10 protein-coding genes and 1 tRNA gene are annotated in these 16260 nt (G+C 51.7%); 2 read left to right on the top strand and 9 right to left on the bottom strand.

What is annotated here, in order from left to right; genetic code table 11:
- Window positions 1–485: 485 nt before the first annotated feature.
- Window positions 486–560: transfer RNA gene (locus BMX22_RS05325), tRNA-Arg, on the bottom strand.
- A 147-nt stretch (window positions 561–707) separates the two neighbouring features.
- Between BMX22_RS05325 and BMX22_RS05330 the strand changes: the two genes are divergently transcribed.
- Complete coding sequence (locus tag BMX22_RS05330) at window positions 708–1292, top strand: hypothetical protein (protein WP_074741358.1); 585 nt, start codon at window positions 708–710, stop codon at window positions 1290–1292.
- Here BMX22_RS05330 and BMX22_RS05335 read toward each other — a convergent pair.
- Both BMX22_RS05335 and spoIIP read right to left on the bottom strand, forming a co-directional pair.
- Complete coding sequence (locus BMX22_RS05335) at window positions 1289–1591, bottom strand: hypothetical protein (RefSeq protein ID WP_074741360.1); 303 nt, start codon at window positions 1589–1591, stop codon at window positions 1289–1291. The two genes, BMX22_RS05330 and BMX22_RS05335, sit on opposite strands and share 4 nt — an antisense overlap.
- A 1-nt stretch (window position 1592) precedes the next feature.
- A complete protein-coding gene (gene spoIIP, locus BMX22_RS05340; protein WP_074741362.1) occupies window positions 1593–2750 on the bottom strand; it encodes a stage II sporulation protein P in 1158 nt (385 codons plus the stop codon).
- 190 nt (window positions 2751–2940) lie between these two features.
- Here spoIIP and BMX22_RS05345 point away from each other — a divergent pair, with 190 nt between their 5' ends.
- Window positions 2941–3816 carry a polysaccharide deacetylase family protein gene (locus tag BMX22_RS05345; RefSeq protein ID WP_074741364.1) on the top strand — a complete coding sequence of 292 codons (876 nt, stop codon included), beginning with the start codon at window positions 2941–2943 and terminating at the stop codon, window positions 3814–3816.
- A gap of 40 nt (window positions 3817–3856) precedes the next feature.
- Here BMX22_RS05345 and BMX22_RS05350 read toward each other — a convergent pair whose 3' ends face one another.
- The 6 genes from BMX22_RS05350 to BMX22_RS05375 form a co-directional block, all read right to left on the bottom strand.
- The gene (locus BMX22_RS05350) at window positions 3857–5167 is read right to left on the bottom strand and encodes a GHKL domain-containing protein (protein WP_074741366.1); all 1311 of its coding nucleotides are present in this window, start codon (window positions 5165–5167) and stop codon (window positions 3857–3859) included.
- On the bottom strand, window positions 5164–5871 hold the full coding sequence (locus BMX22_RS05355) for a LytR/AlgR family response regulator transcription factor (RefSeq protein ID WP_074741368.1): 708 nt from the start codon (window positions 5869–5871) through the stop codon (window positions 5164–5166). Before BMX22_RS05355 ends, BMX22_RS05350 begins: the two co-directional genes overlap by 4 nt.
- On the bottom strand, window positions 5849–6790 hold the full coding sequence (locus BMX22_RS05360) for a hypothetical protein (protein WP_074741370.1): 942 nt from the start codon (window positions 6788–6790) through the stop codon (window positions 5849–5851). The genes BMX22_RS05355 and BMX22_RS05360 overlap by 23 nt, the downstream gene beginning before the upstream one ends.
- Window positions 6791–7011: 221 nt before the next feature.
- Window positions 7012–12195, bottom strand: coding sequence for an InlB B-repeat-containing protein (locus BMX22_RS05365; protein ID WP_081349095.1), 5184 nt, complete (start codon window positions 12193–12195; stop codon window positions 7012–7014).
- Between the two features lie 19 nt (window positions 12196–12214).
- The gene (locus tag BMX22_RS05370) at window positions 12215–15013 is read right to left on the bottom strand and encodes a dockerin type I domain-containing protein (protein ID WP_074741373.1); all 2799 of its coding nucleotides are present in this window, start codon (window positions 15011–15013) and stop codon (window positions 12215–12217) included.
- Window positions 15000–16055 carry a hypothetical protein gene (locus BMX22_RS05375; protein ID WP_143055477.1) on the bottom strand — a complete coding sequence of 352 codons (1056 nt, stop codon included), beginning with the start codon at window positions 16053–16055 and terminating at the stop codon, window positions 15000–15002. The genes BMX22_RS05370 and BMX22_RS05375 overlap by 14 nt, the downstream gene beginning before the upstream one ends.
- Between the last annotated feature and the right edge of the window lie 205 nt (window positions 16056–16260).

Consider the following 16260-nt stretch of genomic DNA (forward strand, 5'->3'; position numbering starts at 1 on the left):
TCATATCTTTTCCTCCTGACATTATTATTCCATAGACAGCAGGCGTGATCTGCTTTCTATGTATCTGCCACAGGAGGCTCACAAATCGTTCACAGCGCCTTTTGCTGTCATCGGTGGTGTAGTTTCTCGACCTGCTGCCGATGCCGTCGAAAACGGCTCACAAATCGCTGATAGGCATTCTATCATTTGTTTTGGGGAAAATAAAAAAAGGACTCGATTCCAGAGTTTTCACAATTAGTGAAAACCACTAAAACCGAGTCCGAAACTTTGTGTACTATTTTTAGCTGAAAAATCTGAGATTAGCCGGTATATCGACCGTTGAAGAGCTCCAAAACTACCTTTGTGGGGGTTCAACTCCCTAAAAAGCCTTAAAACGCCCCAATGTCATCCCTCATTTTTTCAATAACTTTTCTGAAATTTGGGTAGCAAAAAAGCCCGAATATTCGGGCTTTTTTGGGCATGTCATCAATTTTGTTATGCCATCATGGTACGCCTGACAGGAGTCGAACCTGCGCACATGGCGTCGGAGGCCACTGCTCTATCCACTGAGCTACAGGCGCATTTTTTTAGCATTACCTATGATAACAAAATTACAAATACTATTATATCAAAAACTCTTGAATTTTGCAAGTGTTTGTGGTATAATTTATAGAGAAATTTTTCGGAGTCCCAAAAACAGGCTCGAAAATGTTGACGGAGGTGATAATTTGGAGGATTATATCTACGTGATCGTCGCGCAGACCGGAACCGGTCCTGCAAGATTTTTCAGATTTATAACCAAAAAGCCGTTCAATCATGTTTCTCTTTCGGGAGATGTGACACTCTCCGAAATGTACAGCTTCTGCCGCACCTACTGCCCCGTACCGCTTCCCGCAACTTTCAATAAAGAAATTGTCGGCAAGGGCACGCTTGGCAAGTTCGGATATATCCCATGCGAGATCTACCGCATCCCCGTCACAAAAGAGCAAAAGGCTGAGTACAACCGCATTATCCGCCATTTCGTGGATAACCGCAATATCTACTCGTACAATATCCTCGGCCTCCTTGCCGTGTATATGAACATAGAATGGAAGCGCAAAAAGAACTTCGTCTGTTCGCAATTCGTGGCGTATACACTTGATAAGATCGGCATTCCGCTCGAGAAGTCGTTCTGTCTGTATACTCCCGACGATTTCCGCAAATTCCCGAATGCGACCCTCTACTATGCAGGCGAGCTCAACAGCTTCTACGACGATGTGATGTCCCGCCCCGAGAGCAGATACCCGAGAACTTTTACCTCAAAGGCTAACTAACGCCTGTCCGAGAGCGCGGAGGCAAGCAGCGCCGCCGCCCGTAACTCGTCAGGCGTGAGCAGATATGCCGCAAGGAGACTTCTGCTGTCGCTCCCGACGATATAACCGAGGTCAACACTGTGCCCGAGGATAACGAGCTGTGCGGACGCCTCCCCGACTGTGAGGCTCACCGATGATATGCTCTCTTCGCTTAGCTTGTTGTGGGAATTGGCGCACGACAATAAAAACATTTGCAGGCCGCCTGTCAGTACGACGTACGCGAGTACGATACTGACTGCGGTCTTATTTTTTTTCCTCATTTTACTGCTCCTTGACAGAATCGAGCAGGCGGCTGAGCGACTGCCCGATAAGTTGTCCGCTGTATTGTGCCTGCTCAAGGGTATTGCAGTGCGAGCCTACCTCTATGAGCAGACTGCCCGTGGTCAGATCCTGATTGTAATGGCGGTAATCGAATAGTATAGGTCGGGTCAGACCCGGATAGTCCGACTCGAGCTGCTGCTGAAGACAGCAGGCAAAATGAAAATTCTTCATATAGTCGGGCATATCGAGAGTCCCGTCGTCACAGCCCGATATTATCATCACCTGTGCCGCTTCTCTGCCGTTTATGCCGATATACGGCTGGGCAGCTGTCCCCTCGCCCGAAATGGCATCGCGGTGGATGTCAAGAGCGACCTTAATGCTCGGGTACTGTTCGAGGATAGGCAGTATAGTCTCGCGCGAGCGCCCGTACGAGCCGTTATATGACGGATAATCGTGGATATCTGTCGCGTGTATCACACTGTAGCCTGCCGCCTCGAGCTCCGCCTGTATCGCGTTCCCGACCATCACCATATTCTTGGTATCGTCTGTGGTGCGGTAGTTGAAATCAGCGTCATACTTATCACGGACGTACGGCTCGAAGCTCTCGGTCGTGTGTGTGTGGTATATCAGTATCTGCGGCTCGTCGGTGTCCGTAACCGTGAAGTTAGGCAGGCAGCGGCTCTCCGCGATGAGTGTGTCATTCGCGAGCTCTGTCTTGTTGTTGACCTGTCCGCCGTTAGGAAGGTCAAAAAACGAAGTGCCGCTGTATACTCCGTAGGTAGTACGTATGATATCTCCGCCCTCCGTGTAGTCGGTGTCTGACGGATAAGGCTTCGGTCCCGCATTGCGAGAGACCATGTCCCGCGGACTTATTAGCTTCACAAGGGTATCCTCCTCATCCGCGAGGCCATATCCCTCCGAGAGCGTGATGCTGCTGCGGAGTATGTCGGCTTTGGCGTCCGAGTCACTGAAACTGCGTGTGGTCTGCTCCGTCCTGACAGTGCTGTCAGAGCTGCCGACGTGCAGGCTGCCTACACTCACTACTGCCTCTTTCATGGCGGGTAAAGCCTTTGCGGAGACAGCCGCCCCGAGCGGCAGCGACAGCAGAAGCAGCAGCCTTATCGCAGAGGCTGCTTTCCTGCGCTTGTATCTTGTCATACACTCACCTCGTCCGATGAGCTGTGCTCATCCTTATTGCTTCGGCAATACTGTATCAATACTGTCTGCGGTATTGCCTTAATAGTATTTCCATTAATCACATCATATTCGCGAAGTTTTGAAAAAATGCTCCCCGCCCGATGTGATAATCGCGAAATATGACGAATAAGATATTCTGAGGTGATGACAGATGTACAGGTCATACAGTGTATCGAGATTCCTTTGGCTGCTGCTCGCGGACGCTGTGATATTCACGCTCTGTGCGGGCTCCTTCCTCGTGGGCAGGAACTTTCTCACGTCTGCGGACAGCAGCCCCGAGGCTCCCGTAAGGCTGCCCGTGATAATGTATCACAGCATATACGACGGTACGCCGTCCGAATATGTGGTGACGCCCGCTCAGGTCGAGAACGACCTGCGCCTGCTCTGCGAAAACGGCTATAAGTCAGTGACTGCACAGCAGCTGATTGACTATACTCAGGGCAGAGGCGGTCTTCCTCTCAAGCCCGTGATGATAACCCTCGATGACGGCTACTACAACAACCTGACATACCTGCTCCCGCTGCTTGAGAAGTACGATATGACAGCCGTTATTTCCGTCGTGGGTGCTTATACCGACAACGACGCTGCCCGCGACCCGCACATTCCCTCCTATTCGTACCTGACATGGGACGATATCGTACTTCTCGCAGGCTCGGGCAGAGTTGAACTCGGGAACCATACTTACGATATGCATTCCCTCTACAGCGGGAGAATCGGCTGCAAGCGCACGGACGGTGAATCCGAGGAGGAGTACCGTCAGGCGCTCGGTGAAGACATCTCCCGCCTGCAATCCGAATTTTCGGCAAATCTCGGCATGGCGCCGCGCATATTCACTTACCCGTTCGGAGCTGTCAGCCGAGAGAGCCTGCCCGTCATCCGCGAGAACGGATTCCTGATGACCCTGACCTGCCGCGAGCGTCCGAACTACATCTCCCGCGACCCCGACTGCCTCTACGGTATAGGCCGCTATAACAGGAACGGTCTGCTCTCTTCTGCCGAGTTTATGCGGAAAATAGAGGAGGAATGAAAAAGTGCAGAGTATCGCTGCCGATACCCTGCACTTTCTTTTACGTTTGCCCTGTGAGCGATACCGCGGCTGTAGCTATCGCCATTCCGTCTGCATAGCGCAGCGTGAACTCGCCGTCGTACTTCTCGCACAGCCTTTCGAGTATTTTCAGTCCGTAGCCGTGTCCCTCGCGGACATCCGTCTTTTCGGCTGCGGCGTCCTCCGCGCACGTATTCTCGCAGCGCACTATAAAATAACCGTTTTTTGCTGCGCTTTTCAGCCTGATGTACTTCTCCGCCGTGTCGGGGAGCTTCTTGCAGCTGTTTACCGCGTTGTCGAAAACATTCACGATTATGGAGCAGAGCTCATACTCATCGAACGGCACCGAATCACAGTCACGAAGGTCTATCTCGGTGTCTATCGACTTCATCGCCTTGTCCTCAAGCTTTATCGTCAGCACGGAATTGACCGTCTGACTTGCACAGTAGTTGACTGCGCGTATCTCGTTGAGCTTCGCTCTTATACCGCCGATTATGCTCGAGACCTCGTCTGTGCCTTCCGCGTCAAGCGATTCTTCGACCCTGACGAGCTGCTCGGAAAGGTGCTCCTGCAAGGAGGTTATCGCCTCGTACTTATTCTGTGCGAGCTCGTAGTAGCGCTTGTTGCTCTCGGCTTCACCTGCTTCGTTTTCAAGCTTCGCCTCGGTGTTGATAAGGTCTATGGCTTTCTCGGAATTGAAGTATTGCAGGTATATCATGATTATCAGCAGAAGCTGAAAAATAAGGTGGCACCATACAGTCCTGTATGTGAGGTCGTCCTTGTTGACCGAGAAGAACACAAATATGAATACGATGTGCAGGAGCGTGAACAGTATGATGCCCCACAGCCCCTTCATCCGCACGCGGTCGTGCTCTTTCCGCTTGACTACCATACAAAGCATCGTGGTCAGCGGCAGCATGATATCTACAATGATTATCTTGCCGCTTATCAGTACGACATTCATATCGTTCTGCGAATAGTAGACTGTTGTCGGCAGCCTGAACGCAAGACTGGTCAGGAGCATGGTCAGCGGCTCGGCGATGATCGCTACAAAGGTAAAGTATATCGATAGCCTCAACTTTGTCTTTATACTGTCATTGAAGAATGCGAGTACAAAAACAAAGGTCAGGAACTTTGCCGTTGTCTGCAATATCTCCTCGACGGCACTGGTCTCGAAAAAGATAAAGACCCTGTGAACTGCGTAGAACAGGGCTGTCCACAGCACGCTGATAAAGAAGAATCCGCGCTTGGGGTGTCCGAGCTCGAAGAATATGAAGGTGCCGATAGAGAGCTGCAAATACAGATTTGCGATATACATCAACTGGTCGTTCATATCTCACTCCCCAAAAAGTCAATGTAGCGCTGCTTGGACTCGCGGTATCGGCTCTGGCTTATCGGGAGCTCTGTACCGCATTTGAGCGTCAGCGAGAAGCGCCGCAGCGTCATTATCTGTTTCATATTTATGTAGATGCTCTGGTGACAGTGAAGGAAAAACTCGGGGAGCTGCTCCTGAATGTCGGCAAGCGATATCCCGTAGTATTCGCCTATGCATTTTCCGCTGAGGTCAAATACGGCAAGTCTGCGGCGGATGCTCTCGATATAGGAGATGTCGCTCAGCGGGAGCGCTATCATCTTCCGTCCCGAATTTATCTTCAGCACTCCCCCGCTCTGCTGCTTATACTCAATTATCTGCATAACGCGCCGCACCTTTTCAAGTGTGAACGGCTTCAGAAGGAATGCGTCGGGACTGGTAGCGAATATGTCCTCGCAGTATCTGATATGCGCTGTTATGAATACGAGGCTCATACCCGAATACTGCTTCTGAAGTCTGTCGGCAAAGGTGATGCCGTTATTCTCGTTTTCAAGCTCGATATCAAGAAACACTGCCGTAAAGCTCTCACGCGAGAGCAGCCGTTCAGCCTCCGCTGCATTTACCGCCACGCTCACCTTCGGAGACGGCTCGCCGAGCTCCTCCAAAAGCTTTTTGAGCTCATTGCAGTGCTCTATCCTGTCATCATATATCAGTATTCTCTGCATATGCTTCTCCTGCCTTCTTCTCATTTTCGTTCCCAGGCACCTTTATGGCATAGGTGCGCCTCTTTATCTCATTCAGCAGCTTTCGTGCTTCTGCCCTGCACTCGGGCTGTCCCGCAAGAGCCTCGACCGCAGTAAGGTGGTTCACGAGGTCGTGGCGTATCATGGATATCTCCGTGTACTTCTCCTCTGCTGCCTTGTAATAGTCGATCTCACGCTCGCGCTCCTTCCTGATGACCTCAAGCTTCTTTTTGGCTTTCTCGAGCTGTCTCACCTCGCGGCCTTTGTAGAACTGGTGGAACATCATCGCTATCAGCAGGGTCTGCATACCGAACTGTATGATGTTGTTTGCCTCACTGTAGCGGTTCGCAGGGTCGGTGTAGAATATGAAAAGGTATATCATATGGATCAGATCAAAGCCGATTATGAGAAGAACATCGCGTATGAGGAACTCCTCCTTTATATGGCGGAAGGCAAATACCAGACAGGTCACAAATGTGAAAAGGAACAGCGTATCTATGGCGTAGACCCTTCCGATCGCGACGATCACGTTCTCGTCCTGAAATACATAGAATTCCGTCGGAGACATATCGAAAACGAGGCACAGGATGCCGAGCGTCAGCAGCTCTGCTGCTCCGCCCAGAATTATGAACAGACAGGCTGTGCAGAAGCGCTTGAATCTGCTCCCCTCAAAGAAGAAGAGCACAGCTGTCTGGTACAGCATACAAATGATCATCTGCACATACGGCGAAGGGGCTTTTTCTCCGAGCAGATGAAACAGAATGAATGAAACAGAATAAGTCGTGAACCACACCGAGCACGGAATGATGAAGTGCGTTTTCAGGCGCAAAAACTGTGAGTAGAAAAACACGCCGAGTATGGTCTGGTCTATCAGAGTCAAAAAATATACGATATAATTCATATTTCGTCTCCTGACATTTTGGATGTATCCATATTATACTACATTTTCCGCGTTAAGACAAGTACCGTCAGCGCCGTACAACATGATAACGGGCTGCTTGTGACACAAGCTTCACGGGATAGTCCGAACTTCAATGATAATCAGCAAAAGTCGGCTTCGGATACCCCGAAGCCGACTTCCTGCCTGTCAGCGTTCATGCATCATTAACTGCTCAATCGCTCTTATATCTCCTCTTTGCCTACAAGATAGCGTGAGAGAAGTGCGCAGTCGCGGTTGTTGATGCTTCCGTCTCCATTAACATCAAGTGCTGTCATCTGCATATCGTCAGCCTCTACGGTCCCTGTCTTTGCTACGTATGCATTCAGCTTGGCAAGGTCCTTGTTGTTGACATTGCCGTCGCCTGTGTAATCGCCCGAGATTATGATGATAGCAGAGTCGATGACTGTACCGTCCGAGTCTGTGAGATTTACCCTCGCTCCTGTTCCGACAACTGCGTCGTCAGCTGCAACGGTGCCGTCTGCTGCGGTTATAGTGACTTCATCGTTGGCAAACTGCGCCTTTATCTGTGCGGCTGTATTCTCGCCTGCCTTGATGCCTCTGAGGTTCCTTGCACTGTCAAATCCCGCTGTAGCCTTGCCGCTGAGCGTCAGACCCGTAACGTGTACCTTTACGGAAGCGGACGAGCCTGTCTCGACGATAGTAACCGTGATCTCGGTATCACCTACGCCGTTAGCCGTTATCTTGCCTTCCTCGTCAACGTCAGCTGCGGACGGATTGCTCGATGTCCACCTGAGCTCGTATGCCGAGAGCTCTGACGGTGTTATCGTTGCTGCAAGCTTGTTGTAGGCGCCGTCAACCGTGATATAGATGTCCTTCCTGCGGTTGAGGGATACCTCGGCATATGCCTCCTTGGCGATGTACTTTGCTGTTATTGTAGTGTCTGCGGAGATGCCCTCGCCTGACTTGTCCCAGCCGACAAATACCATGCCCTCGTGCTCGGGAGCCTTCGGAGCCTCTGCGTTGTTGAGGTATGCTACCTCCTGCTCCGAAATGACCTTTCCTGCGTCGTCAACATATGTAACCTTGTACTTCTTTGATACGTACTTGGCAAAGAGAGTCTGGGTCTCGCCTATGACCTCTTCATTCTCGAAATACTGCTCCTTGAACTCCTCATCGAAGTAGAGTGAATCGTACTCATAGCCCTCGAACTCGTCGGATGTGAAATCCTTGAGCTTTGCTCCGTGTGCAACGAGGTATACCTTTGTAGAGCCGTCGATACCAGTATCAACATCAAATACATTTGTGACTGTAACGATGTGATATACCGTTTCGCCATTGTTGATAACGTAGATATAGCTTGATTCGGAGCTGTCGTTGTGGTTCACTGCTCCCGCATACATCCTGAGAGTGCAGGACTTGCTTATCTCAACGGGCTCCTTGTACTCGGCTGCTGTTGAGGATGTTCTCGGGTCGCTGCCGTCAAGTGTGTACCAGATGACAGCGTTCTCCGTATCGCTGCTGAGAGTGACCTTCTGAGGAGTTGTGTACTCGCCTGTAGCAATGTCGGATACAGGGTCCTCTGTGGTCTCGTTGAAGGAATATACAGGATAGAGCACTGCCGACTCGTATGCGGTGGTATCACCGACTGCCTCGCCTGTCTCTGCGTTTATCCAGCCGAGGAACACGATGTCGGGGTTTTCCTCGACCTTCTCCTGAGCCTCTTCAAAATTGATGTTCTCGCCGTTCTCAACGACTACCTCGGAAGCTACCTTGTAGTCCTCGATGTCCAGTGTCTCGGATGCCTCTATCTTTTCGGCTATCTTTACCTGTGAGTCGCTTGCGAGGAATGTGACTGTGTACTTCTTGGGGGTGCTTCTTGTAACGATTATCATATCGGATGTGACTGTCTTGCCCGACGCGTTGAACTCGTCGATGGTCATTTCATCCTTGCCGTCCTGAACGACCCATTCGGTGATGAATCCGTCCTTGCCTTCTGGCATACTGTCTGCAACGAGCTGCTCGCCGTAGCTGAACTTCCTGAGCTCGACGCTCTTGACTTCCCAGTTTACGAATGCAGCGGTATAGACCTCTGCCTCGCTCTCGGGCTTAACGACCATATCGCTTCTGATGTTTACGACCGATTCAGACCAGTTAGTGAATCTGCGTCCTGCGGGAACTGTGAGCTTGGCTCTGTCGGGAAGCTCTGCATTCTCGCCTTCCTTGACCTTCTGCTCGCTGATAACGGTCTCGCCGTCGAAGTCAACGAACTTGACTGTGTACTCGGGCTTGGGTGCCTTTATCGTTCCGAGACTTACTGACTGTGTCTGTCCGTCTATCGAAAGAACGATGCTGAAATCTCCCGTATCAACGGAAGGAGCCTCGAGAAGTGCTGCCTTCTCGACCTTGACCGTTCCGTCTTCGCCGACCTTTGTATCCTTTACGAACTCGGTCGTGTAGTCGGATGCCTGGTCGTACTTGTATACCCAAACAGTTGCGTCCTTGCCTGCGGAGGCAGCATCGACCCTGCCGCTGATGTCAATTATTCTCTCAGCCGATACAACGGGCTCTTCAAGAGCTATCTCCTTATCGGACTTCGCTCTGTAGCGGTACTGCTTCTCGGTCACTGTCTTTGTCTCGACGCCTGCGTATGTCTTGTTCTTGTCGTCGCCTGTTGCAGCGCCCTCAACGGGAAGGGATTCGCCCTCCTTGAGCTCTGTCCATTCGGTGTATGCGCCGACCTTGCTGTAGTTGTAAAGCTTCTTGTAGGTGGTGTAGTTCTGCCTTGTGACGTTTATCCTGCCCCACCAGTATGTGTCTGCACAATGGTCGATGTCAGAATACTTGTAAGCGTCCTTCTGGGGGGACATCTCTGTCACGTTCTTTGTGGAATAGAATGCGTGGAAAGTTGTGTGTGTGCCTGTCTTGCTGTAGTCGATAGTCCTGTTGTAGGGCTTTTCGAGCTTCTTGCCCGAGCACCAGTGCCAGTAGATATAGCCGACCGTCGAGGTCGAATCTACCTTCACGAGGCTCGTTGCATTCTCGGAAGCCTTGACAGGCGTCTTGTTATACTTGGTATAAACTGCATTGGACTTGTTGAATCCCGACGGCCACGATGATACGTAGTCGATAGTACCCGTGCTGTCCTTTACGGCTGTGTAGCCGTCCTGAGTGTATCCGTCAAGTGTGGTAGCATAGTTTGTCGTGCTCTCCTTGACCTGATAGCGGTAGTATGTCTTCTCAACGGGATTGAGACCGCTCTCTACCTCGAGCGTATCACTGCTCTGGGGCACCTCGGAATCATCGGTGTATGTTATATAGTCTGTCCAGTCTGTGAGCGTGCTGTTGTCAGCAGCGGCATAGGCTGTCTTGGAGAGCTTGCCGAGACTGTCGTAGCTGTCCACTGCGTAGACCTCTATCTTGGAGGCAAGATTGGGATAGAGGACCGTGAAGCTGACTTCCTTGTCAACAGGTGCGCCGTCAGCTGCTCTGTCGACCGCGAATGCCGCAGACTCCGCCTTGGCAAGGATAGTGCCGTTCTCGGAGAGGAGCACTGCCACAAGTCTGCCGCTGATTATTTCGTCAGTTCTGTTTGTAACGGTCGCTGTAACGTCATAGCCCTTGTCAGTGATGTTCTTGCGTGCCTTGTCGATCTTTACGGTAGCGGAATGGTCCTCGTCCGCCCACTTGTAAACAGTGCTTACGCTGAGGTCGGACTTTACGTTGGAGAAGTCCTTGTTCCACGATGTGAAGATGTAGCCCTCGGGAGCTGTTACCTCGGGAGCTGTCGCGGAAGCGCTGTATCTTATCCTCTGTGTGCTGAGCACGGTGTTTGTGAAGCTGTCGATGAACTTTACCGTGTAGTATGCGCAGTCGTACTCTGCAACCACTTCAGAATCGGCTGTTACTGCCTCGTATGTGCCGTTCCACTTCGAGAACGTGCAGCCCTCGTGCGCGGGAGACTTGGGCAGGTCAGCATTATGACCGTAGTGAACGCTTACAGTCTCGATGAGGGTTTTGATGTCCTTGCCCTCGGCGTCTATGGAATCATAAAAGCTCACCTTTACGTCGGGCTTGACTGTGATATCAGCAGAAACGCCCTCCGTCTTACCTGCTGTATTGATAGCGGTGATTCCTACTGTATATACGCCCTCCTTTGCAAAGCCGTCGAGCGCATAGGAAAGACCTGTGATGCCTGTCTTGGTCTGGACTGTGTTGCCCTCGCTGTCCTTGACGATGATATCATAGCTCTTGGCGTTGGAAGCCTCGTCCCAGAGGATACCCGCCTGGTCGCCGATACCGATGATATCGCTACCCTTGGATACCTTGACTGTTGTCTTGCCTGGAACGCTGTTGGAGGTCGTTACGCTGCCGACGCCCGTTGAATACCACTGACCGTATACCTTTACCGCAACCTTGTAGTAGTATGTGGTATTAGCCTGTAATTCCTTTTTCTTATAGGTCTTTACGTTGATGTTGACGCTCTTCTGACTTTTCAGATTCGAGCCGTAGTCATATGCTCTGACATATTCAACGCTTCCGTTGTTCTTATGGTTCTTGCAGTTGGTTGCGTCAGTCTTGGATATAGCGCTCTTGTCCGTACTTATGAAGTAAGACCATGTCTGAACGCCGAAGTTTCTGTCCATAGTAGGCTTGAGCGTTACTGCTGTATTGCTTGAAGCAGGTGAAGCGCTGCTTGAAAGCTTCGGGAAGTATACGGGAGATACCTTGTCATAGTTCTTGGCACGGTATCTCTTCAGATAGTAGACCGTATAATCGCCCTTCATGAACCATTTGTGTCCGTATCCATGATTATAGTTTGTCGAACACTCTCCGCGCATATTGTTATCGTAGCAATACATTGTCTTAGACTTAGCATCATAACTAAGGAAGATAACATAATGATGTCCTCCCTTATACTTGTACCCCCATTCAATAAGGTCACCCTTTCTGCATTGAGAAAAGAATGATGACATTCCATTATCAGTGATAGAGGTTGTCTTTTCCTCTATAGAATTAGTTTTAAAATTCTTTCCAAATATGTATCCATATAAAAAACTTGCAAATGAATAACATGAATAACCGTCTGAGTATACCGCAGGGTCGTATTTCAATCCAAGCGATTTTATCTTCGGATTACTCTTCATTATATTCGGCAGATAACAGTTAGAATTTGCATTGGCGTTTTTATCTTTAGGATTATTCTTATATCCGTTTGCAGTAAATGCTGTACCTGTCGGGAACAAACCTTTGATAATATTAATCTTATCAGTTATCGGGTCGCTTGCAGCATCCGCTGTTATAGCCGAATCTCTGAAAATATTCTCAGGGAACGACTGAACTACCGTAAACATCATCAGCAGCGAAAGAACCACTGCCAACAAACGTTTTGGTGTACTGTGTCTCATGTGTTTATTCCTCCTTTATTCATTGGCTGTTTGCCATGTATTCCTTCATGCTGCCGCTTCCGCCCGTCTGTAGGAACGAGTAGAACGCGAGTATCGCGGAAGCGTCCTTGGCGTCGACCTTGCCTTCACCGTTTACGTCTGCAACTCTGCGCTGCTTATCGGTGAGACCGTCATCCGCGCCCGTGGACAGCTTAGCGTATGCCATCAGCACAACGGAAGCGTCCTTGGCGTCAACTCTTCCGTCCTCGTTCACATCTCCGATGTCGTCGTCGGGAACAGCGGGCGCTGTAGCTGTAGTTGCCGCCGTAGTCCCGCCCGATGTCTCTGCTGTAGTCTGAGTTTCGGTAGCTGTAGTCTCGACTGACGTTGTGCTGGACGACGTCTCAGCCGCAGACACCGTAGTGCTCGCCGCGCTTGAAGTCGTCTCCGTCTCGGTGGTGACTGCCGACTCCGATGCAGCAGTTGTCACGGTCTCGGATGAAGTCGTTGTGCTCTCGGAAGCTGTTGTGTTCTCGGAAGCGGAAACCGTTGTTGTGGAGCTTGCCGCGGACGAGGTCGTCTCGGTAGATGCGGCTGTCTCCGCAGAGGCAGTTGTCTCTGACGAGGTCGCTGTCTCGCTCTCAGTCGTTGTCTCGGCGGAGGTGCTGACTGCGGCTGTAGTCTCGGATACAGTGCTTGAAGCCGAAGTCGTGCTCTCGGATGAAGAAGCAGTTGTTGTCTCGGACACAGCAGTCGTCACGGACTCGGTCGCAGCTGTCGTTGTGAGCGTTGTTGCTGCGGAAGTCGTTGAAGTCTCCTTCTCGTCGACCATATCCACGCTCTCGGCGTCCGCGCCGCTGACAGTCACCTTTCCGCCGCTGACAACAAAGACGATATCGTCAGCTAAGAGATAGCCTGCGGGAGCTGCTTCCTCGTGGAGAGTGTATGTACCGTCCTCGGCGAGAACGATGGTCGCCTCTGCGCCGCATATCCACACGAGCGAGCTGCCTACGCCGTTTATGAGCTGACCGTCTGCTACCTGTATGCTCTCGGAACTGAACTCTACAGCCGAGCCGTCGTTCTTCACGCCCGTGAGACTGAGCTTAGCCCCTGCGAGCTGTGTACCGTCCGTGCCGAGCTTGCTTATCTTCACGCTTGCAGTAACAGCAGAAGTGGTCGCAGCTGTCGACTCCGAAGCTATCGCTGTCGTGGAAGCTGTGGTGGCAGTCGTTGTGGTCTCCGACTCGCTCACTGTCGTGCTCGATGTTGCAGTTGTTGAAGCTGCAGTCTCGCTCGCTGTCGTGCTCGATGTTGCAGTTGTTGAAGCTGCGGTCTCGCTCGCTGTTGTGCTCGACGTTGCAGTTGTCGAAGCTGCGGTCTCGCTCGCTGTCGTGCTCGATGTTGCGGTTGTTGAAGCTGCGGTCTCGCTCGCTGTCGTGCTCGACGTTGCAGTTGTTGAAGCTGCGGTCTCGCTCGCTGTCGTGCTCGATGCCGTAGTGGTAGTCTCCGACTTGTTCAGCGCGACTGTGATGTCCTTGCAGATGAGAGCAACGTCGTTATAAGCCTCATCGAATGTGTCTTCGGGACTGTAGCTTATGCCGATGACGGTATCCGCCTCAGCCTCGCCGATTACGTTGAATCTCAGCGTGATGAAATCGCCCTCGGCATCGGTGTTCTCGGTGTTAGACCACCTTATGATGAACTTGCCCTTCTCGACACCTACGTTATTGTTCATCGAACCTGGAAGCAGCTTCGTCGATTCAGCGCTCACGATCTCGAGCACCGTATCGTCGAAACTGAACTCAGTGATGAAGCCCATCAGTCCCGTATTCCTGCCGACAGCGACAGGTACCGTGAGCTCCTCGCCCTTCCTTGCGGAAAGACCTTCGGGACCGCTTATTATCGGAGAAGCGCCCTTTATCTCGGAGCTTATCTCTGCCTTGCAGCCTGTAAGACTGAAGGCTGTCTCACCTGCGCTGCCTTTGCCCTTGAATGTGTATGAGCCCTCGGCAGCTGCTTCGTCCACCTTGAAAGTGACGGCGAATGGCTGAGAAGCCTTGCCCTCCGCACCTGTGATAGTGAAAGCGAGCCTGCCGTCTTCGTCAATGACGTCGGAGACAGTGCCCTCAAACGCTGATACCTCGGGAGCCGAGAACGTCCATTTGTCGTAAGTGAGCTCAAAGCTCATATCTCCGAAACTCTCGGGCTTCCTTGCATAAGCTGCGGCAAGGGTAAGACTGCCGCCTGCCTCGGACGGCTCAGCCGACAGCACAGCGCACGGCAGGCTGTCCAGAGCCTCATTTGTGATAGTCAGCTCCACGTCCGTGCAGTTCATAGCTACCGCCTCATCGTCGGCATTGAACGTGATATCGGGGTTGGGATCATAGCTGAGCCTGACTGCCGTCGAGCCCTGAGCCTCCTCGCTTATGCCGCAGACAAGATCAAACATCAGTCCGTCGGCGTCTGCATTGGTATAGTCCGACGATGTGAAGGTCACCTGAACGGTATTCTCAGGGAGATTTTTCAGATGTCCGCCTATCGAATCGTTCACATCGCCCTTGCCCGTGAGGACACTGCCCTCCGTGGAGACCGACATCGGCGTCAATACGTCGGGGTCGTACGAAAGGTAAATGTTGAAGCTCACAAAGCCCGTATTGTTCTCGATAAATATGGGAATGTGAGCCTCCTCACCTGCCGCCGCTGTCTGCGCAGTCGAGTAGACGTGATTCTCAGCCGCAGCAGAAGCGGGCGCAAGCTGTCCGAACATTGTCAGAGCAGCCAGTGAGAATGCTGTATATCCCGAGACCATGCGTCTCAGCAGCTTTTTACTTTTGTGCATTTTTCCTCCTCCTAACATAGTATAATAATATACCTGAACCCGCCACCGCAGCCGCAATGCACGCCGCAGCCGCGATATACGGCAGGTTATCAGCTTTACCATGCTCGGAGGGAGCTGTCTTGGGCATCTCCGCGCCGCTCTCCTCCAGTATCTCCTCGTACGCTTTTGCGATATCATCCTTGTTTATATATCTGCCGTAGTCGCTGTCGAGTCCCTCTGCTTCGAGGCGTTCCGTGACTGCACCTGCATTATCGGCAGTGACCTCAGCCTCGCCGCGTTCGGTCAGCACTTCGGCAATTATCTCCCCCGCCGACAGGTCTGTCGGGAGCTTCTCCGCCTCCTCGGGCAGCTTCCCGAGCAGCAGAGCTCCGTACTCGCCGCATAGCTCGTCAAAGTCCGCGAAGTGGTCTTTCTCGCCCGTTGCGCGCTCTATACCGTCATTTGCCCTGTCAAGCAGCTCCTGCTTCCGAGCGTCTGTTAGTTCGCCCTCGGGAGCCGACTTCATCACGCTCTCGGTCATCAGTGCAGCAGCGGAGCTCCCCGCGTCGGTCACGGAGCTGCCTGTTTCGGCTTTATCAGCCGTATTTACGGGCTCGCATACGAACACGACGTCCTCGTATTTTTCGTTGAAAGTGTCCTCCTGCGAGAAACTGACGTCCACGGTGAAAGGCTCGCCTGCTCTCAGTATCTCCGCAGTTATCACCGCGAGCTCGCCCTCCGCGGGTACCTCCTCGGTGTTGTTCCAGAGGATATCAAAGCTCCCTTCCTCAACGCCGATATTGTCTGTGAACGTACCATTTGCGGTGATGCTGCCCTTGCCTGCGGCTGACGGACGGAGCTTGTCCGCGGGATAGTCAAAATGCAGGCGGAAGCCCATTATGCCGCTTCCGCCGTGTGCATAAACGCGGAACACGCAGTCCCCCGCAGATGAGTTGTCGATGCTGTCGGAGACTATGCTAACGCTGTCGGCAGCACGGGAATCCATGATCGGCAAACACATCAGCACAGCCGCCGCAATTATCAGCCGACACAGTCTTTTCATCGCATATTCCCTCGCTTTTTATTTGGTTTTATATATAAATTTATATTTATTCTATATACTACAGCCTAATTTTAACATATGCAGGTACAACATTCAATTTTCACCGACAAATCCAACCACTTTACCGACATTTCCAATCCCCTGCTTTTTACGGGAATAAGCAAAAAAGGCACCCTTCCGAAAAAAGGTGCCTCATACAGCTGTA

It is taken from the genome of Ruminococcus sp. YRD2003 (genome assembly GCA_900109435.1).
GTDB classification, from domain to species: domain Bacteria; phylum Bacillota; class Clostridia; order Oscillospirales; family Ruminococcaceae; genus Ruminococcus; species Ruminococcus flavefaciens_G.

Coding starts and splice junctions, on each gene's coding strand:
- BMX22_RS05370 (WP_074741373.1), bottom strand. CDS start 15,013: ATGCACAAAAGTAAAAAGCTGCTGAGACGCATGGTCTCGGGATATACA.
- BMX22_RS05375 (WP_143055477.1), bottom strand. CDS start 16,055: ATGAAAAGACTGTGTCGGCTGATAATTGCGGCGGCTGTGCTGATGTGT.
- BMX22_RS05335 (WP_074741360.1), bottom strand. CDS start 1,591: ATGAGGAAAAAAAATAAGACCGCAGTCAGTATCGTACTCGCGTACGTC.
- BMX22_RS05350 (WP_074741366.1), bottom strand. CDS start 5,167: ATGAACGACCAGTTGATGTATATCGCAAATCTGTATTTGCAGCTCTCT.
- spoIIP (WP_074741362.1), bottom strand. CDS start 2,750: ATGACAAGATACAAGCGCAGGAAAGCAGCCTCTGCGATAAGGCTGCTG.
- BMX22_RS05360 (WP_074741370.1), bottom strand. CDS start 6,790: ATGAATTATATCGTATATTTTTTGACTCTGATAGACCAGACCATACTC.
- BMX22_RS05365 (WP_081349095.1), bottom strand. CDS start 12,195: ATGAGACACAGTACACCAAAACGTTTGTTGGCAGTGGTTCTTTCGCTG.
- BMX22_RS05355 (WP_074741368.1), bottom strand. CDS start 5,871: ATGCAGAGAATACTGATATATGATGACAGGATAGAGCACTGCAATGAG.
- BMX22_RS05345 (WP_074741364.1), top strand. CDS start 2,941: ATGTACAGGTCATACAGTGTATCGAGATTCCTTTGGCTGCTGCTCGCG.